Consider the following 25,780-nt stretch of genomic DNA (forward strand, 5'->3'; position numbering starts at 1 on the left):
CAACCATGCCCGCACAATTGCAACGTCGCCTTTCCCTCTTTATTGCACTGGTCGCTGTCGTCGTACTGGCGCTGCTCGGCCACTGGCTACTGGTCGGACGCTTCCACGAGTCCACCGACAATGCCTACGTCCAGGGCGAGATCACCCGTGTCTCCAGCCAGTTGGGCGCCCGTATCGAACACGTGCTGGTGCAGGACAACCAGCAGGTAAAGAAAGGCCAGTTGCTCGCGACGCTGGAGGCGGCCGACTTCGAGCTCGCACTCGAGCGCGCGCGCGCCAGTCTCGCCACCCGCGAAGCGGAGCTGGCCCAGGCCAAGAGCCGGCTGGACCAGCAGGCCAGCGTGATTGCTGCGAGCGAAGCCGACGTGGCGGCCAGCAAGGCCACTCTTGGCCGCACGCAGATCGACCTGTCGCGCGCCGAAGCCTTGCGCAAACCCGGCTACGTTTCCGAAGAACGCGTCACCACCCTTTCCGCCGATAGCCGTGTGGCGCACTCACAACTGGCCAAGGCCCAGGCCGACATGGCCGCCCAGCGTCAACAGGTGGACGCGTTGAATGCGGAGATCAAGCGCCTGCAGGCCCAGATCGCCAATGCCCGCACCGACATCGCCCAGGCGGAACTGAACCTGCAGCGCACCGAAATCCACGCCCCGATCAGTGGGCGGGTCGGCCAGCGCGCTGCACGTGTCGGCCAGGTGGTGCAACCCGGCACCTATTTGCTGTCGATCGTGCCGGACGACGAAATATGGGTGCAGGCCAACTTCAAGGAAACCCAGGTGGGCCGCATGCGGCCGGGCCAACAGGCCGAACTGATCCTCGATGCCTTCCCCGACACGCCGATCCAGGGCCATATCGACAGCCTGTTCGCCGCCTCCGGTGCGCAGTTCAGCCTGCTGCCGCCGGACAATGCCACCGGCAACTTCACGAAGGTCGTACAGCGCATTCCGGTGAAGCTGGTATTCGCCCCCGACAACCCGCTCAAGGGCAGGATTCGGCCTGGCATGTCGGTAGAAGTCGAAATCGACATCAGCGACGACCAAAGCCATGGCGGGTGATGATCTGACGCGCCCCACCGGGGAGCCCAGCCGGCGCGACTGGATTGCCGTGATGAGCGCCATGCTCGGCGCCTTCATGGCGGTCCTGGATATCCAGATCACCAACTCCTCGCTGAAGGACATCCAGGGCGCGCTCTCCGCCACGCTGGAGGAAGGCTCGTGGATCTCCACCTCCTACCTGGTGGCGGAGATCATCATGATCCCGCTCACCGCCTGGTTGGTGCAGCTGCTCTCCGCGCGCCGCCTGGCGGTATGGGTCTCGATCGGCTTCCTGCTCTCCTCGCTGCTGTGCTCGCTGGCCTGGAACCTGGAAAGCATGATCCTGTTCCGCGCCCTGCAGGGGTTCACCGGCGGCGCGCTGATCCCGCTGGCCTTCACCCTGACGCTGATCAAGCTGCCCGAGCACCATCGCGCCAAGGGTATGGCCCTGTTCGCCATCACCGCGACCTTCGCACCATCCATCGGCCCCACCCTGGGGGGCTGGCTGACGGAGAACTGGGGCTGGGAATACATCTTCTACATCAACATCCCGCCAGGCCTGTTGATGATTGCCGGCCTGCTGTATGGCCTGGAGAAAAAGGCGCCGCATTGGGAACTGCTGAAAAGTACCGACTACGCCGGTATCGTGACGCTGGCGCTGGGCCTGGGCTGCCTGCAGGTCTTCCTCGAAGAGGGTCATCGCAAGGACTGGCTCGAATCCAGCCTGATCGTCGGCCTGGGCAGCGTTTCGCTGATCAGCCTGTGCCTGTTCGTCATCCTGCAGTTCTCGCGGGAGCACCCGCTAATCAATCTGCGCATCCTGCGCGAGCGCAACTTCGGGCTGACCAGCATCTCCAGCCTCGGCATGGGCCTGGGGCTCTACGGCTCGATCTACCTGCTGCCGCTCTACCTGGCACAGATCCAGGGCTACAATGCCCTGCAGATCGGCGAAGTGATCATGTGGATGGGGTTGCCGCAGCTGTTCCTGATCCCCTTCGTTCCCAAGCTGATGAAAGTGATTCCGCCGAAGCTCCTCTGCGCGTTGGGTTTCGCCCTGTTCGGTGTCGCCAGCTTCTTCTCCGGCACGCTCAACCCGGACTTCGCCGGCCCGCAGTTCAACCATATCCAGATCATTCGCGCGCTCGGCCAGCCGATGATCATGGTGACCATCTCGCTGATCGCCACCGCCTACGTGCAAGCGCAGGACGCCGGCTCCGCTTCCAGCCTGTTCAATATCCTGCGCAACCTCGGCGGCGCCATCGGCATCGCCCTGCTCGCCACCCTGCTGGACAGCCGTACCAAGCAATATTTCGACTACCTTCGCGAAGCCGTGGTGCCGGGCAATGCACAGGTGGCGGAACGCCTGGCGCAACTCACCGCCCAACTGGGCAGCGAGCAGGCGGCGCTGGGAAGGCTCAGCCAGATCGTGCATGAGCAGGCCAGTATCATGGCCTATAACGATGCCTTCCATTTCGTGGGCCTGGCCCTGGGCATCAGCATGGTCGCCGTGCTGCTGACCCGGCAGCTTCCGGCCGGCGCCACCGGCGGCGCCGCCCACTGATCGCCGCTAGACCTGCAGTAGCCGCTCGCGCAGCTTCTGGATTTCGTCGCGCAGTTGCGCCGCGGCTTCGAACTCCAGGTCGCGGGCCAGCTGGAACATCTTCTCCTCCAACTGGCGAATGCGCTTGCTGATTTCGCTCGGCGAGCGCAGCTCGTTCTCGTAACGAGCGCTCTCCTCCGCCGCCTTGGCCTGCGCACGGCGCTTGCCGCTGCGCGAACCGGGCACCGTGGCGCCTTCGAGGATATCCCGGATGTCCTTCTTCACGCCCTTGGGCACGATGCCATGGGCGTCGTTGAATGCGATCTGCTTGGCCCGCCGCCGCTCGGTCTCGCCAATGGCCCGCTGCATCGAGCCGGTCATGTTGTCGGCGTAAAGAATCGCCTTGCCGTTCAGGTTGCGCGCCGCGCGGCCGATGGTTTGGATCAACGAGCGTTCGGAGCGCAGGAAGCCTTCCTTATCTGCATCGAGAATCGCCACCAGCGACACCTCGGGCATGTCGAGGCCTTCGCGCAGCAGGTTGATGCCGACCAGCACATCGAAGGTGCCGATGCGCAAGTCGCGAATGATCTCGACCCGCTCGACGGTATCGATATCCGAATGCAGGTAGCGCACCCGTACGCCGTGGTCGGCCAGGTAGTCGGTGAGGTCCTCGGCCATGCGCTTGGTCAGGGTGGTGACCAGGATCCGCTCCTCCACGGCCACGCGCTTGGTGATTTCGGAAAGCAGGTCGTCCACCTGGGTGATCGCCGGGCGCACCTCGACCTCGGGATCGACCAGCCCGGTCGGCCGCACCACCTGCTCGATGACCCGACCAGCATGCTCGGCCTCGTAGGGACCGGGCGTGGCCGAAACGAAGATGGTTTGCGGGCTGATCGCCTCCCACTCGTCGAAACGCAGCGGACGGTTGTCCAGCGCGGAGGGCAGGCGAAAACCGTACTCGACCAGGGTTTCCTTGCGCGAGCGGTCGCCTTTGAACATGGCGCCGACCTGCGGCACGCTGACATGCGACTCGTCGATCACCAGCAAGGCATTGGCCGGCAGGTAGTCGTACAGCGTCGGCGGCGGCTCACCTGGCCCACGGCCGGAGAGATAGCGCGAGTAGTTCTCGATGCCGTTGCAGTAGCCCAGTTCGAGGATCATCTCCAGGTCGAAGCGCGTGCGTTGCTCCAGGCGCTGCGCCTCCACCAGCTTGTTGTTGGCGCGCAGGAACTCCAGGCGCTCCTTCAGCTCGACCTTGATGTTCTCCACCGCCTCAAGCAGGGTTTCCCTGGGAGTCACATAGTGGCTCTTGGGATAAAGGGTGTAGCGCGGCAATTTGCGAATCACCTCGCCAGTCAGCGGGTCGAAAGCGGAGATGCTCTCCACTTCATCGTCGAACAGCTCGACGCGGATCGCCTCCAGATCGGATTCGGCGGGAAAGATGTCGATCACATCACCCCGTACCCGGAAACTGGCGCGAGCGAAGTCCATGTCGTTGCGGCTGTATTGCAGGTCAGCCAGGCGACGTAGCAAGGCACGCTGATCCATGCGGTCGCCGCGGTCGATATGCAGCACCATGCGCAGATAGGACTGCGGATCACCGAGGCCGTAGATGCAGGACACCGTGGTGACGATGATCGCATCCGGCCGCTCCAGCAGCGCCTTGGTGGCGGAAAGACGCATCTGCTCGATGTGGTCGTTGATCGAGGCGTCCTTCTCGATGAACGTATCCGAGGACGGCACATAAGCTTCCGGCTGGTAGTAGTCGTAGTAGGAAACGAAATACTCCACCGCGTTGTTCGGGAAGAAGCTCTTGAACTCGCCATACAGCTGCGCGGCGAGCGTCTTGTTCGGCGCCAGCACCAAGGTCGGCCGCTGCACCTGGGAGATCACGTTGGCGATGCTGAACGTCTTGCCCGAGCCGGTCACCCCGAGCAGGGTCTGGTGAGACAGCCCGGCCTCGATCCCTTCGACCATCTGTCGGATGGCCTCCGGCTGATCGCCGGCCGGCTGGAAGCGGGTTACCAGTTGAAACGCTGACATAGGAACCTCGGCGAGAATCTACGCATGTCCACGGGGAAAGAGGGTAGCCAGCATACGCGGGCCGGCACGAGAAAAGGCCACGAAAACTGCATTCTGCGTATCGCAGCGCCAGGGCATGGCGGCTATAATACCGCCCCGTTTGCGCACACCCCAGCGCCAATGGTTGTGGGTGCTGCATGCCACCCACCCTCTTCTTTCGAGCCCCTCAATCATGAGTTTGTTCTCCGCCATCGAAATGGCTCCGCGCGACCCGATTCTGGGCCTTAACGAAGCGTTCAATGCCGACCCGCGGCCAACCAAGGTCAACCTGGGCGTGGGGGTTTACTACAACGAAGAAGGCCGTATTCCGCTGATGCGGGCCGTTGCCGCCGCCGAGCAGGCGCGTATCGAAGCCCACGCACCGCGCGGCTACCTGCCCATCGATGGCATCGCCAGCTATGACCAGGCGGTACAGAAGCTGCTCTTCGGCACCGACGCTTCGGTGATCGCCAGCGGCCGCGCAATCACCGCCCAAGCCGTAGGTGGCACCGGCGCCCTGAAGATCGGCGCCGACTTCCTCAAGCGCCTGCTGCCGGATACACCGGTCGCCATCAGCGATCCCAGCTGGGAAAACCACCGCGCCCTGTTCGAAGCCGCCGGTTTCCCGGTGCAGAACTACCGCTACTACGATGCTGCCACCCATGGCGTGGATCGCGCCGGCATGCTGGCCGACCTGCGTACGCTGCCGGCCCGCTCCATCGTCGTGCTCCACGCCTGCTGCCACAACCCAACCGGGGTCGACCTCAGCCTGGACGACTGGAAAGCCGTGCTCGATGTATTGCGTGAACGAGAGCATGTGCCCTTCCTCGACATCGCCTACCAGGGCTTCGGCGATGGCATCGAGGAAGACGCCGCGGCGGTGCGCCTGTTCGCCGAATCGGGCCTGCCGTTCTTCGTCTCGAGTTCCTTCTCCAAGTCCTTCTCGCTGTATGGCGAGCGCGTCGGTGCGCTGACCATCGTCACCGAGTCCAAGGACGAGTCCGCGCGGGTGCTATCCCAACTCAAGCGAGTGATCCGCACCAACTACTCCAACCCGCCAACCCATGGCGCTACCGTAGTCGCTGCCGTGCTAAACGATCCCGCGCTGCGTGCGCTCTGGGAAGAGGAACTCGGCGAGATGCGCGAACGCATCCGCGGCATGCGCCTGGCCATGGTGGAGCAGCTTGCCGCCCAAGGTGCCAAGCGCGACTTCAGCTTCGTCGCCAAGCAACGCGGGATGTTCTCCTATTCCGGCCTGAGCGCCGAACAGGTCGAACGGCTGAAGAACGATTTCGGCATCTACGCCATCAGCACCGGGCGCATCTGCGTCGCCGCGCTGAATCGCAGCAACCTGAACGGCGTGACCCGCGCCATCGCTCAGGTACTCTGAAAAAACCGGGGAAGTCATGCTTGACTTCCCCTTTTTAATCAGTAGGATACGCGCCGTTGTTCCGCGATAGCTCAGTCGGTAGAGCAAATGACTGTTAATCATTGGGTCCCTGGTTCGAGTCCAGGTCGCGGAGCCAAATAAAGAAACCCCAGCCCCGAAGGCTGGGGTTTTTCTTTTTGCATTCCAGATGCTTAGGCCACACGCCCACCCGGAAGACCGCCCCTCAGAAACAAAACAGGCCGATCGATGATCGGCCTGACTGCTACGCTCTACGCGATCAGTTGATGCTCAACTTGTCGCGGTTCTTCTCCAGCGTTGCCGCCCCGATTCCCTTGACCTCCACCAACTCGTCCACCGAAGCGAACGGGCCGTTGGCCTCACGGTGCTCGACAATCGCATTCGCCTTGGCCGGCCCGATACCATTGAGCTCACGTGCCAGGGTAGCTGCGTCGGCGGTATTGATATTGACCTTGCCAGCCTCAGCCACTGCAGCTGCCTGGGTGACAGCGGGCTTGGTCGATTCGGTCTTGGGCGCCTCTGCCGCGGATACAACTACGGCAGCGCTGGTCAGGAAGGCGAACAGGAGGGAAGAGAGAGCATTTCTCATAAACGAAGTCCTTATCAAAGTGAGTTAGCGCGGGTTTCCATAACCCGCGTGGAGAAAAATAACGAATATTTTTATGATGTCAAATCGACCTGAGCAGATTTGCTAGCGGAGCCGCCGAGATATCGGATTCACCCTTGGAGGGTGATTCTCAAAGGGTAGAGCGCTGCTGGTGAAACCAGTCGACGATCTCCCCCTCTGGAGCGTAGCCATTGACCGTTCCGCGCAACAGCTGCCGGACCTGCACATAGTCCCCCGCCCGGATGGTACGCAGCAACTCATCCAGCACTACTCTCAAGGCCTGCCAAGACAAGCTCTCCTCATTGGCCCGCATGATCATCGGATGATCAGTGAGGCTGGCATTGTCACCAATCAATAGCTCCTCGTAGAGTTTTTCTCCCGGCCGCAGACCTGTGAACTCGATAGCTATGTCGCCATGGGGATTGGATTCGTCGCGCAAGCTCAAGCCAGACAGATGGATCATCTTGGCGGCCAGGTCGGCGATCTTCACCGGCTCGCCCATGTCCAGGACGAAGACATCTCCGCCTTGCCCCATGGCCCCGGCCTGAATTACCAACTGGGCCGCCTCAGGGATGGTCATGAAAAAGCGGGTAATGTTCGGGTGGGTCACCGTTACAGGTCCACCACGCTTGATCTGCTCGCGGAACAGGGGAATCACCGAGCCCGAAGAGCCCAGAACATTACCGAACCGCACCATTGTGAAACGAGTTCGACTAATCTGCGGCCCCGCCTCATCATGCCCAATCAGGACGGGGGCGGACTCGCCACTTAAAGCTTGCAGAATCATCTCCGCCAAGCGCTTGGTGCTGCCCATGACGTTCGTCGGACGCACAGCCTTATCGGTCGAGATCAAGACGAAGTGCTTTACGCCGGCGCGAATCGCCGACTGCGCGGTGTGCAAGGTACCCATCACATTGTTCAGCACACCCTCGGCCACGTTGTGCTCAACGATGGGTACATGCTTGTATGCCGCCGCGTGATACACCGTCTGCACCGACCAGGTCCGCATGACGTCATACAGACGCTCCGAGTCCCGCACATTGCCCAAGATGCCGATCAGTTTGACGGGCAGACGGTTGTGCAGGATCCACTGTTCGAGCTCCTGCTGCACACGATAGAGGTTGAATTCACAGCTTTCGAACAACACCAGGGTCGTTGGCTGCAACGGTAGCACCTGACGACACAGCTCGGAACCGATGGAGCCCCCCGCACCGGTCACCATCACCACCTGATCGCGTATGCAGCGCTCGAATAACTCCTGCCGTGGCGGAACGGCATCCCGGCCAAGCAAGTCAATGACATCGACCTCCTGCAGATCGCTAACACTCACCCGCCCACTGGCAAGGTCCATGAAGCCTGGGATGGTGCGCACATGCACGGGATAGCGCTCGAGCGCCGCCAGGATTTCCCGACGCCGCGCACGGGAGGCAGACGGAATCGCCAGGAGGATTTCCTCGGCATCGGTGTCATCGATCAGTTGATCGATATGCTTCGGCTTATAGACCTTCAGCCCGGCAATGACACGATTGGCGATACCCTCATCATCATCAATGAAGGCAACCGGCAGCATCTGCCGGCCCATGCGCAGCGCCACCAACAACTGGTTACCAGCAGAACCCGCACCGTAGATAGCTACCCGACGCTGCGTTGGTGCTTTGCCGCGCCCCCGCAATGGCAGTAGGTCACCACTGAAGTAGAAGCGCATAAGTAGGCGCAATCCGCCGATGAACAGCAAGGACAGCGCCCAGTAAATGAAAATGACCGAGCGAGGCATTAGCTCATCCGGCTGGACCAGATAGATCACCAGAGCCAGTAATAGCGCCGATAGGCTGATGGCATTGAAGATGGTTACCAAGGCGTAGCTACCGAAGTAACGCAGGACCGCTCGATACAGACCGAAGCGCACGAACAGCGGAATAGCAGTGGACGGCGCAGCCAAGAACAGCCAGACATACCGATCGAACGGATCGATCATCCGCTCGTAACCTAGCCGGACGAAGAAGGCCAGCCACAATGCCACCCAGAGAAAGAACACGTCTGTCAATACCTGCAGACTGCGCTTGCTCCTGCGCGATAGCCCAAGGAGACGCTCACGCAAGCTCGTTGGCATCGATCTCGCTTCCCGCGTCATACTCCCTCCTGCCCAGCATTAAATTGCAGCGCCAGTGCCAATAAAGGCGCGTAAGCGAGTAGCACGCCAACCAGCCCGTCCAGAAGCCCCAATGCCACCCCCGCAGCAATTGGTAGCAACCAGCCAAGATTGATGGCTAGCACCGCCAACGTTACCGGTAGGTGACGACCGAGCCGCCGCGAGGCGTGTTGATAGGCATGGCTGCGATGGGCCTGGTAAACCTTCTCGCCCCTTAACAGACGACGCGCCAAAGTGATAGTGGCATCAACGGAGAATACGCCAAGCAATATCAGCCACCCCCAGAATAATCTGGGTTCATCCCAAGCCGCCTGGATCGATAGCAGGCCAAGCATGATCCCAAGAAAGCCACTGCCCGCATCGCCCATGAAGATGCGGGCTGGCGGGAAATTCCAAATCAGGAAGCCAGCCACTGCGGCGGCGAGCAGCAGCAGCAGGGTTTGCCTACCGACCAACACTCCTTCAGCATCGACCAAACCATAGAGCAGCGCCCCACCCAGACAGACGCAAACCGCCTCGACACTGGCGATGCCATCGATGCCATCCATGAAGTTGTATAGATTCAGCAACCAGACCAGATAGAAGGCCGCCAATACATGGCCGACAGTCCCCAACGACACCTCGACTCCCAACAGGCTCAGGGCTGGCATTCCACCAAGCCAGTAAAGCCCCCAGGCAGCGGCCACGAAGTGTCCGAGCAAGCGCCAGCGAGCGGCGATATGGCCATGGTCGTCGAGAAAGCCCAGCAAGGCGATGGCAATACCCGCCCCACCCAACGCCCATAGCACACAGACGGGCAAGGCCAGACCGGAAACAGCAAGGGCAGCCAACCCAAGGCCGAAGGCCGCGACTATGGCCACCCCCCCACCACGCGGGGTGGGCAGACTATGTGAGCTGCGCGCATTGGGAATGTCCAGCAGACTGCGGGCCAACGCATAGCGACGCAGCAGACCGGTCATGATCCAGGCCAGCAGAGCCGCACACACGACAATAGCAACCACCATCAACACTGCTCCTGGATGAAATGGGCGGCCGTCCGCGCCAACCCCTGCTCGACACTCACCGGGGGGGTCCAGCCCAACAACTGCCGCGTCTTGTCGATATCGACCTGCAACGAACCGCACAAGCGCTGACCCAGATCGCTCCGCCCCAGCAGGCGGGCACCACCCTCGATCCAGTGCTGCGGAACCGGAAGCAAGCGTGCCGGCCGCCCCAGCGCAATGCCCAGGCGACGCAGCAGCTCGCTGGTAGACAAATCCTCGCCATCGCTAACCAGAAAGCGCTGATTGGCCGCTGCCGGATGTTGCAGGCATACCACCAGCAGATCCACCAGGTTATCCACCGCCACCAGGCTGCGACGATTGTCGATGGCCCCGAAAGGCAGCGGAATGCCGCGTTTCAACCAGAGCATCATGCTCAGGAAGTTCGCCTTGACCCCCGGCCCGTAAACCAAGGGCGGTCTCACCACTGCCACCTCCAGCCCGGTCTCTGCCGCCAGAGCCAGCAACCCCTGCTCTGCCTCCCATTTCGAAAGACTATAAGGATCGCTGGGTTGCGCCTCGCCGTCTGCACGGAACGCCAGCCCCGCCACGGTCTGCTCGCCATTCACCTTAATCGAACTGACAAAGACCAGGCGCTTGACGCCCGCCGCCACGGCCTGACGCGCCAGATTGAGGGTGCCTTCGGTATTGGCACGACGGAATTCGACCAGCGGATCGGCCTCCTGCTCGTTCATCACATGCACCCGCGCGGCACAGTGGATGATGACGTCGACCCCCTCGAGGGCCGCCGTCCAATCAGTATCTGGACCGAGGTCCGCGACTGCGCAAGCCGCCATGGATGCCGGCAATTCGCTCGGTATCCGTCGAAAAGCACCACGCACCTGCCAACCGCCATCACTCAATAAACGACGCTGCACAGCCCGGCCGACAAATCCGCTGGCACCGGTCAAGAGAACGCGCATATCAACCCTTTCGCCAGACCGTGCGATTCACGTAATCCGTGTAGCTGAGGACGATGCGCACCACTTGCATCGAGACCGGACCGCCCTGGTAATCGGCCACCAGCGGGATCATCCGCCGCTGCGGATCGTGCTGGCTGGCGACGACACGCACGGCGGCAAGCACCGAGGCTGCCTTTGGGCCGCTCATGATCAGGGTACCTTCGTCCATCCCCTCCGGACGCTCATGGGCATTACGCAAGGTGACCGCCGGGAGGTTCAGCAAGGAGGCCTCCTCGGTGATGGTGCCGCTGTCCGAGAGCACGCAGAACGCCGACATCTGCAGCTTGATGTAATCCAGCAGGCCGAAGGGCTTCACGAAACGGATCAGCGGGTGGTCGAGCGACTGCCCCAGGGCCTCCAACCGTTTGCGGGTTCGCGGATGGGTGGAAACGACCAGCGGGAAACCATATTCATCGGCCAAGGCACGCAACGCATCCAGCAGCTCGAGGAGGTTTTCCCGGCTGTCGACGTTTTCCTCGCGATGCACACTGACAACGAAATACTTTCCTGCCTCCAGTTGCTCACGCGCCAACACGTCCGACTGTTCGATCTTCGGCATGTAGTAGTCGAGCACTTCCTGCATGTGCGAGCCGGTCTTGATGATGGTCTCGGGGCGAATGCCCTCGGCGATCAGGTAGCGGCGGGCATGCTCGGTGAGCACTAGGTTGATGTCGGAGAGGTGGTCGAGCACCTTGCGGTTGAGTTCCTCAGGCACCCGCTGGTCGAAGCAGCGGTTGCCCGCCTCCATATGGAACACCGGAATCTTGCGCCGCTTGGCCGCGATCACCGCCAGGCAGGTGTTGGTGTCGCCGTAGAGCAGCAGCGCATCGGGCTTTTCCAGTTCGAACACCGCATCGGCTTTAGCGATCACCTCGGCGATGGTCTGCGCGGCGGTCTCGCCCGCGGCGCCGAGGAAATGGTCAGGCTTGCGGATCTCCAGGTCGTCGAAGAACACCTGATTGAGCTCGTAGTCGTAGTTCTGCCCGGAGTGCACCAGCATGTGATTGACCTGGCGGTCCAACTCGGCAATCACCCGACTCATCTTGATCAACTCCGGACGGGTGCCGACCAGGGTCATGACCTTAAGCATCGAGCTGCTCCTTGATGTAGTCGAGCTTGAGCAGCAGCTGCTTGATGCCGGGAACATCCAGGCGCTCGGTGTTGTGCGAGGTGTAGTCGTCCAGTTCGGAAATCCTCTCCTCGCCCTCGACAAAATACTTCTTGTAGTTGAGATCTCGGTTGTCCGCCGGGATGCGGTAGTAGCGGCCCATGTCCTCGGCCTTGGCCATCTCCTCGCGGGAGACCAGCGACTCATAAAGCTTCTCGCCGTGGCGGGTGCCGATCACCCGTATCGGGTTATCTCGGCCGAACAGCTCCTTAAGAGCCTGGGCTAGATCGCCCACCGTGGAGGCCGGTGCCTTCTGCACAAACAGATCGCCCTGCTGGCCGTGCTCGAAAGCATGCAGCACCAGATCCACGGAATCTTCCAGCGACATCAAGAAACGCGTCATCTGCGGGTCGGTCACAGTCAGCGGCTCGCCGCTGCGCATCTGCTCGATGAACAATGGAATCACCGAGCCGCGCGAGGCCATCACGTTACCGTAGCGAGTAGCACACACCACAGTGTTGCCGTCGGGAATCATGCGCGACTTGGCCACCATCAGTTTTTCGGCCATCGCCTTGGAAATACCCATGGCGTTGATCGGATACACCGCCTTGTCGGTGGACAGCACCACCAGCCGCCTCACGCCGCTGGCGATGGCCGCGTTGAGCACGTTCTCGGTACCATTGACGTTGGTGCGCACCGCCTCCATGGGGTAAAACTCGCAGGACGGCACCTGCTTGAGCGCCGCGGCATGGAAGATGTAGTCGACGCCGACCATGGCCTGCCGGAGGCTGTCGTAATCGCGCACATCGCCGATATAGAACTTGACCTTGTCATTGGCCAGGGCAGTACGCATGTCCTCCTGCTTCTTCTCGTCACGGGAGAAGATGCGAATCTCGCGCACATCGGTATCGAGGAAACGCCTGAGCACCGTATGACCGAAGGAGCCGGTGCCTCCGGTGATCATCAATACCTTGTCATCGAACATAGAATCTTCCAAAACATAAACGCAGCTTGAGGAACCACAGCCGCCATTCTTGAGTGAGAGAGGGTCGCGGCACACCCACAATTGCCCCGCCACAGAATTACCCTACCCGCGTTGCTGGTGCATCCGCCGCACTAGTTCAGCCCAGTCCGGCGCCACATAACCAGTGGCCACGCGGAAGCGTGAACCATCCAGCGAGCGGTCGATCACCAGCGCGTCATCCGCGCAAATCTCAATCGACTTGCCGTACTGCGCGGCCACTAGATTGAGCAACCGGAACTTGTCTATTGGCTCGGCGGCGACATGATACAGGCCATTGAGCTGCGGATGCGAAATCACGACGTCTTTCATCACCCGTGCCAGCTCCACCGTCGGTAGCCCGGAGAAAATTGCCCGGGTGAACCCCCTGACGCTGCTCTGCTGCGACAGGAACCAGTCAACCAGTGCGTGGTTCGAGCCCAGTTCGTGGCCAATGATGGAGGTGCGCAAGGTGATCGCATGTGCCAGATCATGCAGCTCACCGATGTATTTTGACTTTCCGTAAAGATCCTCGGCATCCGACAAGTCACTTTCAAGATACATACCCTTGCGCCCAGAGAAGACGCAGTCGGTGCTGATATGGATCAGCCGCGCGCCAACCAACTCGCAAAGCCGCGCTAAGCGGTGCGGCAGCATGGCATTGATGGGTAATGCTGTGAGGGGATCCTTGGCATCAGCAAGCTGCTTGATCAGTCCGACGCAGTTGATTACCACGTCCGGTTTAACACGCGCCATCACTGCTGCAAGCGCATCTTGATCGAGTGCATCGACCCCGCAGAGCAGGTGTGCATGTTTGCTATGCGGGAAGTACCGCAGAGCCGACCCATTGCGCAAAGTTCCCCATACCTCATGCGAGGTATCGCTAGAAAAAACGTGAAATACGGCATTACCCAACATGCCAGTAACGCCTAGAACCAAAATCCGGGACATAGATTAAACCTTTCAATTCATGGCTTGAAAAAACTGCGCATAAGCCTATCAAAAAAGAACAAAATCAGGAGATTTAACAGAATAGAACCAAACAACAAGTAGCTCTGCATTGGAACATAACCAAAGCTGGTATATCGGAATGCGACAACCTGAGCAATAAGCGCGCATAATACCAAATTCTTGCCACCCACATGATAAACTAAAAACTCGACACAAGCCGCCAATACAGAGAAAAAAAATACCGCAAAAAATAGAAAGACATATGAACCTGGATAAAAAAGGAAGGCTATATAGCCGGGCAACGATATGAAATGGAGCCCATTGCCCCGCGAGTTATCATACGGCGTATCTATGAAGTTTTTATCATAAAAAGAGTTTTCACCAGTATCAAAACGCTCAGACAGCGCATCTTTGAAAAGACCAAAACCCAACCGACGCTCCGCACCTACAACAGACATGACCCCCTCAATACCCACCCAGCGATCCAGAAACAAAGTCGATGTTTGGTCGACTGCAAGCTGGTGAGCAATCTGCGACGAATCACCCCCCTTGTGAAAATCGAGAGCACGCATGTAATTCACGGCATATACAGAAACCGCAAATAAAGCACAAAAAATAAATACAGCTCCGACAGTCAGGCGAATACGCAAACGAGACTCACTGCACTTAAACTGAGCCACAGCGCCATATAGCAGAGATGACCCATTCAGAATCATGCCGCGGCTCCACAGCGAGATATTTGAAAGCGTCGTTTCCAGCAAAGCAATACCGATCGCAACCCAATAGCGCTCCCGATTCAACTCAAACTCGAAACGCAATATCACTGCCGATACCGAGGCCATACCGAACATCAGCAGCCAAGCAAAGACACCATTCAACCCAAACGGCAATGTCACGCGCGCCACTTGTCCGCGCTGATAGATACCGAACCATGCATTCGCCACACACACCAACAGCACACCCAGCACGAAGCCATAGAGAAAATGAGTACGATGACGGCGATAGAAGCTAAACAAACCAATATATCCAATCTCTGGCAAACCCTTTGGATAGTTGAAAAACCATCGTTGCCGAACCCAACGCGCAAACAAAATGGCCGCCAACGCGCAGCACACAATGAGCAGAGCCTTGTCGAAGGAATCGGGGGCACCATCAAAATCACCGATGGGGATATTAAAACGCCCCTCAAAAAAGGCCGTTTGCAAACTAAACTTCAACCAGAAGCCAATCCACAGCAGCACGCCAATGAAGGCATCGAAAAAAATTGCCTGCTGCCCAAACCCCACAAATAATACTGCGACGGAAAGCACAGTGAACAACGTATAAACCCAAGCACTCCCCCGATACTCAACCAGAGCACAACCGGCAACTAGTGCAACCAATGCAAATACGGCCATCCACGCGGCCTTGATCAAGCTTTCCCAGCGCATAATTCCCTCAGACGATCTTATTGTCGAGAGCCACAGCAGGCGCTTCCGACCGTTCCAAAAATGCTAGTAGAACCCCCCAGGAAAAGAAAACCAAAATTCCAGGATAGGGCTGACGCAGTCCAACCTTGATAAAGTTATCAACCAACACCCAGAAGGCCACCACTCCAACAAGCCCAAGTAAAGCCGGTTGACGCCAAACCATAGAGAAACGAGAAGCCACTTTAAGCATGGTATAAGCAATCAACCCCAACAACGGCATCAGACCGACAAGGCCAAAATTATACAAAAGATCAAGATAGTAGTTGTGAGCACTTGGGTAGCGCTCCCGGTCCATAGATTCCGCATGCCCTAACAAGAACCCTGCACCATTATCAAGAATTTTACTAGCATAAAGTGACCAATACTCTCCACGCTCAAAAATACTCACAGGCAAAAACGTCTGCGACTCAGAGAAAAACTTCTGCACAAACGACGGACGATCAACCATACCCTTTAAACCCAGCCCCCCCCCCAAAGCAAAAATGAAAATAAAACCAAGAGCCTTTGAAAAGCCAACACCATGATTCCTTAGAGCATACCCACACGCCGCCACCATCATAAACAGCATTGCCGTCAGGGATTGTGACTTGACCACATAGATCGCCATCAAGAAGCCGAGCGCCCAAATACTCAGAGACGTGTGCTTTGTGCCCTGACCAAAAACCAACAACCAGTAGAGCCCGACGAATAGAACCGGCACATACTGCAGATGCTGATAAATACTGAACAGATACACGCTTGGCGACAGATACCCATAGCCAAGCTGCCAACTACTGACAAGCTGCACAGGAACCACAAGCCATAGAACCCACTGTGCCGTATTGGAAAGCATTGGAGCAGCGCGTGGCTGCTGGCCAAACTGCTCACCCATTATCAATGCCGCCACAGGCAGCAAATACTGAATCAACAAAATTAGTCGCTCACTGGAAACCGCACCAGCAAGCAAAGTACTAAGAAGCATACCCATATATAGGAAAAAGAAGGCCAGCAAGGAACGCCGTACCCGAGAATAGTCACCAAAAAAAGCCAGCCCCATGTAGCAAGCAAAAATCGAAAAAGGGAGCGGCAACTGCGACAAGACTCCATCACTTGAGAAGACAATATCCTTGGAATTGAACACCCCGCCTTTCAACTGAAAGAAAACCGGCACCATAACTAAGACTGCAAGCAATAGAGGAATCGCACGCCCGTGCAAGCGAATACCTAGCAACGTGGGCAAGCCACCTCTTTCGCTCGCGTAGAAGATGTAAGAGAGCAAGGCAGCCAGCAGGTACAATAGAGCCAACGACTCAGAGCCAACCCAGAAGAACAATAGCGGAATGCTCGCCACCAACAGTATGTTCGCCAGGATGTCCGAACCGAACACATCCCCACCGACATCGTCCTGGATGATGCGCAAACGAATACGCTGCGCCAGCACCATGACCACGCCCCCAACCAGCGAGCAACCCACCGCCAGCCAGAACAGCTGGCCCTTGTTCGTCCAGTCGAGTACCTGAGGCTGGCTCCAGACCAGCACCACCAGGCCCAACCCCACCAGCAGCAGCGCCATCAGCATAAGGTTGAACAGCCGCCCCCACTCGCCGGAGCGCTGCTCGTGGCGCACCATGGTCGGCCCCAGCGCCTGGGAGAAGACCGCGCCCAAGATGCCGCCCAGAGCAAAGGCGGAAAATAGGTCGCCCGCCACCTGCTTTCCCGTCATCAGCAGGATGAACAGGCGGAACACGTACACCGAGACACCGATGACCGCCGTCGAGCCGAAGTGGGGCAGCAACTGGCGGATGCTCGGCAACAGCGGCATGGGGTTTCGCAAGGCCCGACCGAGAAGGTCCAGGCTGAGGCAGCCGATCAACGGCGACAGGCCCCAGAGCAGGGTCATGGGCAGCGCTAAGATGCCGCCATCGAGTAATGCTAGCAGTAGCGTCAGGCTCAGGCAGCCCTGGATCAGCAAAAAACGCAGCGCCGCGCGCCTCTGATGATGCAGTTCCTGCTCGCTGAGGAAGATCTCTGCCAGCCACTCGGCGGCCCGCCGCACCACCAGCAGCAGCACGAACAACCAGCCGCCATCGGCCACGCCGATGCACAGCATGAAGGCCAGAATGCCCAGCGGCAGTAACATCAGCAGGCGCAAACGGAGGATGCTGCCCGCACCGACCTCGCCGGACTCGGCCAGGATCAGGCTGCGCGCATTGCCAGAGAAGGCGTAAAAAAGCGCCACCGTGGCGCCATGGATCAGGCCGAAGTCGGCTGCCAGCACCGGCTTGCCGAACAGGCTCAGGCCGATCATCACCAACATCATGGCGAAGGTGTTGGCCATGAAGGCAGCAGGGTAAAGCAGAAGACTCATTGTCTGTCCTTACATTCGCGCTCGCCTTCGAGCGCCTCCTTCAATTCAATCGCTTAGCAACTCAACCAATCGTCGCACCTGGCTGGTCATCTCAAAGTTTGCATCGAAATAGGCGCGCCCTGAGGCGCCCATGGCCGCCCGCTCACTGGCGTCCAGCGCCTGCATACAGCGGATGTTAGCCACCAGAGGCAGCACCTGCTCGGCCGGCGAGGCCAAGCCGGCACGCGCCTCGCAGACCACCCGGGCACCCTCACCATTCATGCAGGCGATGATCGGCCGGCCGGCGGCCAGGTACGCCTGGATCTTGCTGGGGATGGTTTGGGCAAAAGCCGGTTCGTCGTTCAGCGACACCAGCAGCGCCGAGGCGCGTTCGAAGATTTGCGGCATGGCTTCCATCGGGAAACGTCCAGGCAAGACCAAGTTGTCCAGGCCCAGCGCCTGCTGCTGGGACTTGAGCCAGGACAGACGACTGCCGCTGCCGACCAGCACTAGGCGAATGCGCGGCTCGTCGCGCAGGTGTACCGCGGCCTGCACCAAGGTATCGAGGGCCTGCGCGGTTCCCAGGTTGCCAGCGAACACCACGCAAAAGTGCTGCTCGAGCAACCCGAGAAGTTCGTCCGGCACCGGTATAACGGCCTTGTCGCCGCGGACATCCATGGAGTTTGGGTAATACTGTATCTTCGCGCGGTCGGCATACTGCGCCACCGGCTCAACGAATGCCCGCGACTGCACCAGCAGGGTGTCGCACTGTCGGTAGATGCCGCGTACCATCCAGCCCACCGCACGAAGCAGATGAGGGTTACGTACGAAGCCGGTGGCCGACAGGCTCTCCGGCCACAGGTCCTGCACCCACAGGGCCAGCTTCGCATTCTTCAGCCACTTGAGCAGGATAGCCGGTATCGCCTGGGTGATCGGTGATGGGGCAAACACCAGGATGGCGTCGAACTTGCGACCGCGCAACATCCACGGCAGGCACAACAGACCGCTGAATGCAAAGGACAGGTAATTCAAAATCAGATTCTTCGCACCGCCCTGCCGCCGCGGCCACAGCGGCACTCGCAACAACTCGATGCACCCCAAATAGCGGTGGCGCTGAGTGCCCATAGCACAATACCCATCGAAAACCTTACCGTCCGGATAGTTGGGCTTGCCAGTGGCCACCACCACCTCATGCCCATGCTCGGCAAGCGTGCGCACGATATCGTTGATGATGAAGCTTTCCGGCCAGAAGTACTGACTCACGACAAGAACTTTCACGGCTTGACCACTCCTTTGCACAGCGCGTGAATCCGTTTTGCCTGAGATTCCCAGAGGTAGTCATTCTTCACAAGTTCGGCCAGACGCTGGACGCAACGCGACAGGCCCCCAGGGTTTCCGAGGGCCTTCTGCATCCCTTCAGCGATCCTGAATGCATCAGGCTCGACCATAATTCCGGCTCTCGCCTGCTCGAAACCTGATAGGCCACACGCGTTCGTAAACACTACAGGACAAGAACAAGCCCCAGCTTCCAGAATCACGATGGACATTGCTTCTCTACGAGAAGGAATGACCATAAGCGACGCAGTGCGCAGAGCCAGCACTTTAGTAGCTCCTGACACATAACCAAGAAAGCGTATGCGCTCTTCCACCCCAAGCACTCGCGCTTGCACTCTTAAAGACGCTCCCAAACCATCGTCAGGACCAGCTAGCACGAGAAGGTGATCAGGGTAGTGACTGGAGATCTGAGAGAAGGCCTCCAGCAATAAATCTGGCCCCTTGATATGGTTCAGCCGGCCTAGAAACAAAACAAAAGGGGCCGATCCCAATCCGTAATGCAGACGAAACTTATCGCATTCAGACGATAATTCATCTACTTGGTATTGCGCAGGATCTATTCCATTGGGAACGACGACCACTCGGTCAGCTTCGACGCCATGCGAAAGAAAGTCAGCCCGCTCGTCATCCGTGATCGCAATATTGAACGCCGCAGATTTCAGCAACGCCCGACCCACGACGCAGTTATAGGCATGCTTGAGCCGCAAAGATCGGCCAAAAGGCTTGAGCGCACCTGCAGGACTGAAGAAATAAGGCTTTTTTTGAGTGCGGCACGCTAAAAAAACCAACGCATTGAGCAATGTCCAATGCCCAGATATATGGATCACATCAGCGGCTGCAACCAACGCCCACACCCGCCTGACGCAGGGCTTGGGGATAAAGAGTCGCTTATTTAAGCAGGGGAGCGCATGGACACGCACGTTACCTAAGCCAGCCAGACGTTCGCCGGACAGACCAACATCCAATGTCAAGATGGAACTATCGACCCCCTCAAGGGCCAAGAAACGAGCCAGTTGGTAAGTTCGCTCGGCGGTCCCCCCACCGCTTACGGCATCCAGCAAATGATTGACGAGCAGAACCCTCACACCGTACCTCCGCTGAGTCGCTCATTGGCATCACGGGCAAACGCCGTCACAGCGTCTTCAAAGCCGGGCGGACAGCTAAACCCCCACTGATCGAGCTTCGTCGCATCGTAGACGCACAGCGGGTCGATCTCACTCCGGCCACGCACGCGTAGCAGGGTCTTCAGCAGAACAGCAGGGAGCGGCAAAACAGGCAGACGATAGTCCGGTACGCCCAAGGCCTTCATGAGCCTCAACTCTACGTCTCTGAAATTGTTCCGGGGCACATGATCTTCGGCAGCAATGAAGATATCGCCCCGCAAAGGACGCTGAACTTCACAAAGAAAACGCAGCGCAGCCACGACCAGCTCCACCCGGACAAGATGCATCCGGCGACTACCGAATAGAGCGGAGCGGCCATAGTTCGCGGCGCGCCAGCCGTTCTTCAGTGAAGCGCAAAGTGCTGTTAGCGCCTGCCCCCCGGCGCCAAAGACTGCAGCGGGGCGGAGAATGGCAAAGTCGAAGCGACCGTCGTACGCCGCTAAAAGTGCCTGCTCAATGGCCAGTTTCTGCTGGCCATAGGCGTCAATGGGGTTGCAGGGCGTGCATTCGTCAATAATCCCCCCGCCCGTACGGCCGTATACCGATATGGTGCTGCAGTGAATGAGTCGAGCAACCCCTTTTCTGGCGCAGGCATCCATCAGGGCCTGAGAGGCAGCCACTGCCTCTGCGTGAGTATTAGCAGGAGAAAACGCCAAATTGACTACGGTACAGCCTGGCGCCAGTAAACGTTCCAGCGCTGCCGGATCTCCGATATCTCCCGATACCCACTCGACATTCATGAATGCTTGATCATGCTTTCCCACCTGACGCGTCAGCGCACGTATGGAAGTGACCGAGGCCATCGCCTTCAGAAAATGACGTCCCACAAAGCCGGTGGCACCGGTCACGACAGTACACGCCTTATGCATCACCCTTTCCCTCTAAAGCCGACACATAAAGATCTGCCACATGCGTAAGCGAGTATTGTCGCCTTATCGCCACTACACATTCAGGCGCAACCGACGGCGGCCGCTGAAGAAACGCCGCCAATCCTTCCAGTACGCTTAACGACGGCTCACCCAACGCACGCTCAACCGTCAAGACCGCAGGATATTCCGCCAAGGCTGAAACAGATGTATCACGCACAAGACTGATTACATTGAGAATCGGTTTACCCATAGCCATGTATTCGATGACCTTGCTTGCCAGTTGCGTCTCCGAGTCGTTGCCAATATTGACCAGGATGTCGGCCTCCGCCATTGCCCGAATCACCTCATTTCGGGCCACCAGCCCATGCACAAACAACGAGGATTTCAGATCATCCGGGCACGCCTCCAGTTCCTCGACACAATCATTGACCGCGCCATAAAAATGCACCTCGATGCGCAGACTAGGTATCGCCTGAAGCATGGAATCCAGGCAATTCAGCAAATAGCGAGGGCTGCGCAAGTTTCGATAAAGGGTGCCAACGAAAACGAGCCTAATCGGAGCGGAAGCTGTGCTGGAAGCAGTCTCCGGAAACGTAGGAAGCGACAGCAACGGAGGCATTACGCGTACCTTGCTAACGGGTAATGAAAAATACTGCTCGTACATCTGCTGCGTCGACACCGTCGTGACACTGATACTGTCGGCCAGCCCCACGACACGGCCTTCGGCCAGGCGGTTAAGCCACCCATACAGTCGATGATTGTTGGGCTCAGGCTCCTTCATGAGGGAGAACGGATCGCCGATATCAACCAACCAGCGTGACTGCTTCGCATAGCGTTTTACCAGCCAGCCGACGACATGCCCGCTGAACGGATGTGAAACCGAAACGACCCAGTCATACCGCTGTTCTATACACAAATCACGCGCGCGAAACACCGCGGGAACCACCCAGCCACAGGAATAATCGGGCCAGTACAGCGCGCGCCATACACTCCGCGCCGCTCTGCGAAACAATGCCTTCGCCCTGACCACAAGCCCCTTCGGTGGAGCGGTAGCCGTAGCAGATCCGCCGTCAGAAACTCGGGCAGACGCATTCAACAACCAGTCCTTCACCCGGAAAACCGTCACACCCGGAATCCTCGACTCAGAGATCCCGACGCTTGACGCGCACAACACGTGAATTTCGTGACCGCGACGCGCCAGCTCTTCAACCAATGCAGCCCAGCGAAACGCACGCGGGGTCAAATCCGGCGCATAGGAATAGGTGATGACCAGAAGCTTCACAGAACGGCTCCGCGTTTTTCAGCGATACGCCCATAACTGGCGGAAAACGGTAGAGGTAGGGGTTGAGGATCAGCGATCGCTAGCGCGCCCTCTGCAAAGTCCAAGATCTCGACTCCGTCATCTTGCAAAGCGATGATTCGATAGACCCATGAACCGTATCCGGCATGGCGCCCGATAAACCCCCTAGGCCCAAAGTACAGACATTCTCCTTCCGCAGCCCCTCGTAGATCGAACACACCCAACTCCAAATTCGCCGGCTCTCTTCCAGCAACACGTGGCACGTGATGAGCCAGTGCGGACCGATAACGATTTCGCTCCTCCGGAAACGCGGTGTAGATGAAAGTGCCAGGATCGCGTATGCAGTCTTTGCCCGCGACGACCAACTCGATGGCCAGTTGGTCACAGTGAGCGTGAGCGCCCAACCCGGCCAGGCCGATCTCACCACAGCGTATGGCCAGATAGAGATCGGGGCTGCGCATGATATAGCATCCCATTCCAGGGAAGGCCGACAACTGGAGCTGGTCTGTAAGACACGCTCCAGGAGAATCGAAACGAGAAGACCAACGAGAATGAGCGGCAGTGTTGCTCCACTTCAGCATGCACTCATCCCAAACCTCATCTTCACCGACTTGCGAAAAAGGCGCTGATTGATACTTCAACCGAGCGCGCCGGGCTCCGGCCAGCCTGGAAACCATCATCGAACAAGGGTCCGTCCATTGCCCCTCACCCGTAATGCTGCGTATGCACGCGATCAACGAGCGATGATCCAGCGACCACCCGAAGGCCGAAGGATCGTTGCCAACCAAAAGCTGTTCGCCGCTGCCCAGGAGAAGAAAGCGCCCGCTGTCGTTATCACCGAACTGAACAACTTGGCCATCTGGGCGCGTCATTGCTTCGGTGAAGTCGGCCATGCGCGCCATACGCTCCCAAAACCAATCTGGCAGCGGTTGGCCGTCGTCAGTCTGCAAGCGAGAAACCGGTGGCACTGGAGACATCAAGCGCTCTCGCAAAGGGAGGGAAGTTGAGCGTGCCAGGGCCGCCATCTTGTTCGGGGCTAGGTTACTCAGCAGCGCAGCTCCCCAAAGCACCATCTCGGCCGATAACCGGTGATAACAAACTGACGCTTCGAAGTTGCTGCCATCCTCGTGGAACTGATACGCCGTTTCCGTAAGCAATTCTCGGATGGCGAAACATAGCCAGGCATCCGTTTCCTTGCCACACGGAAGATAAATTGCGCTGAACAACAGCCCCAGAATGTCCGCGAGATAATGATTGCCTCGAAAACGGGGAGACCACTCCAGATTGGCCATGACATGCCGCGCATGGGCTTTTACTGTGGCAACGAACACCGCTTCAAACGCTGCGTCAAAACGCACGCCGGCGGCAATAAAGATATCCCGAGCGACCAGAAGGTTGGCGACACGAATCGCCACATCCATCGCACATACCCAGTTCACCCCAAACCCTGGCGGGTTGGTCGCGGCAAAATCCAGAACCTGATTTCTGAATTCACGGGCGTACACTTCAGGCGCACGAAAATTCGCCTCTTGCACTCCTGAAAAATGGGCCGCCATTGCCAGGGTTGGAAGATGCTGCAAGCGAGCGAGCTCCCAAGGCACCTTCACATCAACACCCAGTTTATGGCCGATGCGTATATCACGATGCCAAGCGTTTTCCGCCCAACGGAACCCGGACTTGAAATCCAGTTGCCAATCGATAGGCACATAGGCTGCATCGATTAGACGCCAGATACGCTGAGCCTCAACCAGATTCCGAGCGTTTATCCGCCCACGCAGCCAATGGCCCCGAGCGTCCACCCGAACGGGAACAGACATATCGTAATGAACGCTCCTCAATCCCTCACATGGCGCACCGTAGGCGACCTTGCAAAGACCCGATCCCAGCAGATCGAACTGGTGCATGAGCGAATGCTCAGCTTGCTGACTGACCAACGAACCATAGGATGGAAACGCCGACCTCAACTGAGCCATGAATGCCTCGTCGAGGAATTCAAAAATATGGGCAAGCGGCTCAGCTTCTTTCACTGACAAAAATGTGGGACGAACGACGTTGCAAGCCCTTTCGCTCCATCCCAGGCACTCTCGGCGCACGCGACCGCGTATACGCAACAGCAGGTTCGTCATTGCCACTCCTCTTAACGCTACAGCGGACGAAGCATTGCGACTTGCTGCAAAATCACTCGCCAGATGGCGATCACCGATACAATCGAAACAGCTACCTGCGTCCAGGCAGCACCCCAGACACCGAAGTGCAAGCACAACACATAACCCAAGCCTATCGAGACGCTGGTAGTGATGGCGGCAATCCACATGCCTTGTCTAATCGCACCAATGCCCACCAGCGCAGCCCCTCCGATGGCATAGGAACACCACAAGCAGAACTTGATCATCAGCAGAACCAACAAACCGGTAAGGCCGGAATACTGCTCACCCAGGAACCAGTGTTCAACACCATAAGCGACCGCAATGCTGGCAGCGGCGACAGGAACGCCTACAGCCGACATGATTGCCGTCCAGCGATACAATTTCTCGCGAAACAGTTCAGGACTGTTGATCAGGGCAGTGAATCCGGGGGTCGCGACGCTCTGCACCGCGCCTATCAGGGCACTGGCGGCAAAGAAGAAAATAACCGCCAACGAATAAACGGCAATATCCCCTTTGGGCGTACTGGTCAGGTCGAGAATTATAAGGTCGGCATATTGTCCGATCGTCGTAATCAGGGTGCCAACCAGGCTATAAAAAGCTAACCGATTGAAATCTTCAGGTACGGACACCTGTTGCAAGCTCACCAGTACTGGCCGAACGAAAAACCACAAAGGTACGCAAACAAAATAGGCCATCAGCAAGGCAGCCAGCAAAAAGCCCGAAAGCCCGCCAAGGTATGCAGCCAGGGTGGTAACCAAAAGGCTGACAAGACGGATGAAAATCTGTGAGAACGCCAGCACTCGAAACTGCTGGATCGCCTGGAGATAGACCAACAGCAGCGCCGCAACCGCCAAGCCAGGAAGTTGCAATGCGTAAGACATGAAAATTACAAATTCATCCCCCGCCTCGTAACGCACAACGATTGCTCCAAGCAACAGGACAAGTGTCAGCGACGAAAACAACAAAACACGCCGAAGCGCAATACCCAGCACCTTCTGCTTTGTATCGCTAGCAAATAGTGCATCCGCGCAGTAGCGCAACACAGGCGCTGTAAAGCCTCCACCCGCAACTACTGTCGCCACGGCGACATAGGCGAGCGCAATCCGAATAAGCGCAAAGTCGCCAGGCCCAAGAATCTTGGCAATCAGGATAACCGCAAGGAAAGCCGCCCCCTGCTGAACCAAATTGCTCAGTACAACATGGGGTATGCCATTGGCTTGCAGCCTGATCAAGGTGCCCTTCAAGCGCATGCGCATGTTCACAACAGAAAGCCGTCACTACAGGTTTCAAAAAAAAATGTCGCGTCGCGCA

At 58.3% G+C, this 25,780-nt stretch carries 19 protein-coding genes and 1 tRNA gene; 4 read left to right on the forward strand and 16 right to left on the reverse strand.

Features of this window, described 5'->3' with window-relative positions; genetic code table 11:
- Positions 1-5: 5 nt before the first annotated feature.
- Entirely contained in the window at positions 6-1,055 is a 1,050-nt protein-coding gene (locus ACWKV7_RS03270) for an HlyD family secretion protein (RefSeq protein WP_483856191.1), read from the forward strand.
- Complete coding sequence (locus ACWKV7_RS03275; RefSeq protein WP_483856192.1) at positions 1,045-2,595, forward strand: MDR family MFS transporter; 1,551 nt, start codon at positions 1,045-1,047, stop codon at positions 2,593-2,595. Before ACWKV7_RS03270 ends, ACWKV7_RS03275 begins: the two co-directional genes overlap by 11 nt.
- Positions 2,596-2,601: 6 nt before the next feature.
- Here ACWKV7_RS03275 and uvrB read toward each other — a convergent pair whose 3' ends face one another.
- The gene (gene uvrB / locus ACWKV7_RS03280; RefSeq protein WP_483856193.1) at positions 2,602-4,617 is read right to left on the reverse strand and encodes an excinuclease ABC subunit UvrB; all 2,016 of its coding nucleotides are present in this window, start codon (positions 4,615-4,617) and stop codon (positions 2,602-2,604) included.
- 211 nt (positions 4,618-4,828) lie between these two features.
- Between uvrB and ACWKV7_RS03285 the strand changes: the two genes are divergently transcribed.
- Complete coding sequence (locus tag ACWKV7_RS03285; RefSeq protein WP_483856194.1) at positions 4,829-6,025, forward strand: amino acid aminotransferase; 1,197 nt, start codon at positions 4,829-4,831, stop codon at positions 6,023-6,025.
- Positions 6,026-6,085: 60 nt separating this feature from the next.
- Positions 6,086-6,161 (forward strand) — tRNA-Asn (locus ACWKV7_RS03290).
- A gap of 141 nt (positions 6,162-6,302) precedes the next feature.
- Here ACWKV7_RS03290 and ACWKV7_RS03295 read toward each other — a convergent pair.
- From ACWKV7_RS03295 to ACWKV7_RS03365, 15 genes are all read right to left on the reverse strand, one after another.
- Positions 6,303-6,632: a ComEA family DNA-binding protein gene (locus tag ACWKV7_RS03295; protein ID WP_483856195.1), complete on the reverse strand. Its 330-nt coding sequence runs from the start codon at positions 6,630-6,632 to the stop codon at positions 6,303-6,305.
- Between the two features lie 148 nt (positions 6,633-6,780).
- A complete protein-coding gene (locus ACWKV7_RS03300) occupies positions 6,781-8,760 on the reverse strand; it encodes a polysaccharide biosynthesis protein (RefSeq protein WP_483856282.1) in 1,980 nt (659 codons plus the stop codon).
- Between the two features lie 17 nt (positions 8,761-8,777).
- Entirely contained in the window at positions 8,778-9,803 is a 1,026-nt protein-coding gene (locus tag ACWKV7_RS03305) for an MraY family glycosyltransferase (protein ID WP_483856196.1), read from the reverse strand.
- Positions 9,803-10,762 carry a UDP-glucose 4-epimerase family protein gene (locus ACWKV7_RS03310; RefSeq protein ID WP_483856197.1) on the reverse strand — a complete coding sequence of 320 codons (960 nt, stop codon included), beginning with the start codon at positions 10,760-10,762 and terminating at the stop codon, positions 9,803-9,805. Before ACWKV7_RS03310 ends, ACWKV7_RS03305 begins: the two co-directional genes overlap by 1 nt.
- A 1-nt stretch (position 10,763) precedes the next feature.
- The gene (gene wecB, locus ACWKV7_RS03315; protein ID WP_483856198.1) at positions 10,764-11,891 is read right to left on the reverse strand and encodes a non-hydrolyzing UDP-N-acetylglucosamine 2-epimerase; all 1,128 of its coding nucleotides are present in this window, start codon (positions 11,889-11,891) and stop codon (positions 10,764-10,766) included.
- Entirely contained in the window at positions 11,884-12,894 is a 1,011-nt protein-coding gene (locus ACWKV7_RS03320) for a polysaccharide biosynthesis protein (RefSeq protein ID WP_483856199.1), read from the reverse strand. Before ACWKV7_RS03320 ends, wecB begins: the two co-directional genes overlap by 8 nt.
- A 102-nt stretch (positions 12,895-12,996) precedes the next feature.
- The gene (locus tag ACWKV7_RS03325; RefSeq protein ID WP_483856200.1) at positions 12,997-13,860 is read right to left on the reverse strand and encodes a dTDP-4-dehydrorhamnose reductase family protein; all 864 of its coding nucleotides are present in this window, start codon (positions 13,858-13,860) and stop codon (positions 12,997-12,999) included.
- A gap of 17 nt (positions 13,861-13,877) precedes the next feature.
- Entirely contained in the window at positions 13,878-15,290 is a 1,413-nt protein-coding gene (locus ACWKV7_RS03330) for a hypothetical protein (protein WP_483856201.1), read from the reverse strand.
- A gap of 7 nt (positions 15,291-15,297) precedes the next feature.
- Positions 15,298-17,676, reverse strand: a complete 2,379-nt coding sequence (locus ACWKV7_RS03335; protein ID WP_483856202.1) for a hypothetical protein — start codon at positions 17,674-17,676, stop codon at positions 15,298-15,300.
- A gap of 45 nt (positions 17,677-17,721) precedes the next feature.
- Positions 17,722-18,933: a glycosyltransferase family 4 protein gene (locus ACWKV7_RS03340; protein ID WP_483856283.1), complete on the reverse strand. Its 1,212-nt coding sequence runs from the start codon at positions 18,931-18,933 to the stop codon at positions 17,722-17,724.
- Positions 18,930-20,075, reverse strand: a complete 1,146-nt coding sequence (locus ACWKV7_RS03345; protein WP_483856203.1) for a glycosyltransferase — start codon at positions 20,073-20,075, stop codon at positions 18,930-18,932. Before ACWKV7_RS03345 ends, ACWKV7_RS03340 begins: the two co-directional genes overlap by 4 nt.
- A complete protein-coding gene (locus ACWKV7_RS03350) occupies positions 20,072-21,022 on the reverse strand; it encodes an NAD-dependent epimerase/dehydratase family protein (protein WP_483856204.1) in 951 nt (316 codons plus the stop codon). Before ACWKV7_RS03350 ends, ACWKV7_RS03345 begins: the two co-directional genes overlap by 4 nt.
- A complete protein-coding gene (locus ACWKV7_RS03355) occupies positions 21,015-22,304 on the reverse strand; it encodes a glycosyltransferase (RefSeq protein ID WP_483856205.1) in 1,290 nt (429 codons plus the stop codon). The genes ACWKV7_RS03350 and ACWKV7_RS03355 overlap by 8 nt, the downstream gene beginning before the upstream one ends.
- Complete coding sequence (locus ACWKV7_RS03360; protein ID WP_483856206.1) at positions 22,301-24,448, reverse strand: heparinase II/III family protein; 2,148 nt, start codon at positions 24,446-24,448, stop codon at positions 22,301-22,303. Before ACWKV7_RS03360 ends, ACWKV7_RS03355 begins: the two co-directional genes overlap by 4 nt.
- 17 nt (positions 24,449-24,465) lie before the next feature.
- Entirely contained in the window at positions 24,466-25,701 is a 1,236-nt protein-coding gene (locus ACWKV7_RS03365; RefSeq protein ID WP_483856207.1) for an oligosaccharide flippase family protein, read from the reverse strand.
- Positions 25,702-25,780: the final 79 nt, after the last annotated feature.

The organism is Zestomonas ipomoeae (genome assembly GCF_057128665.1).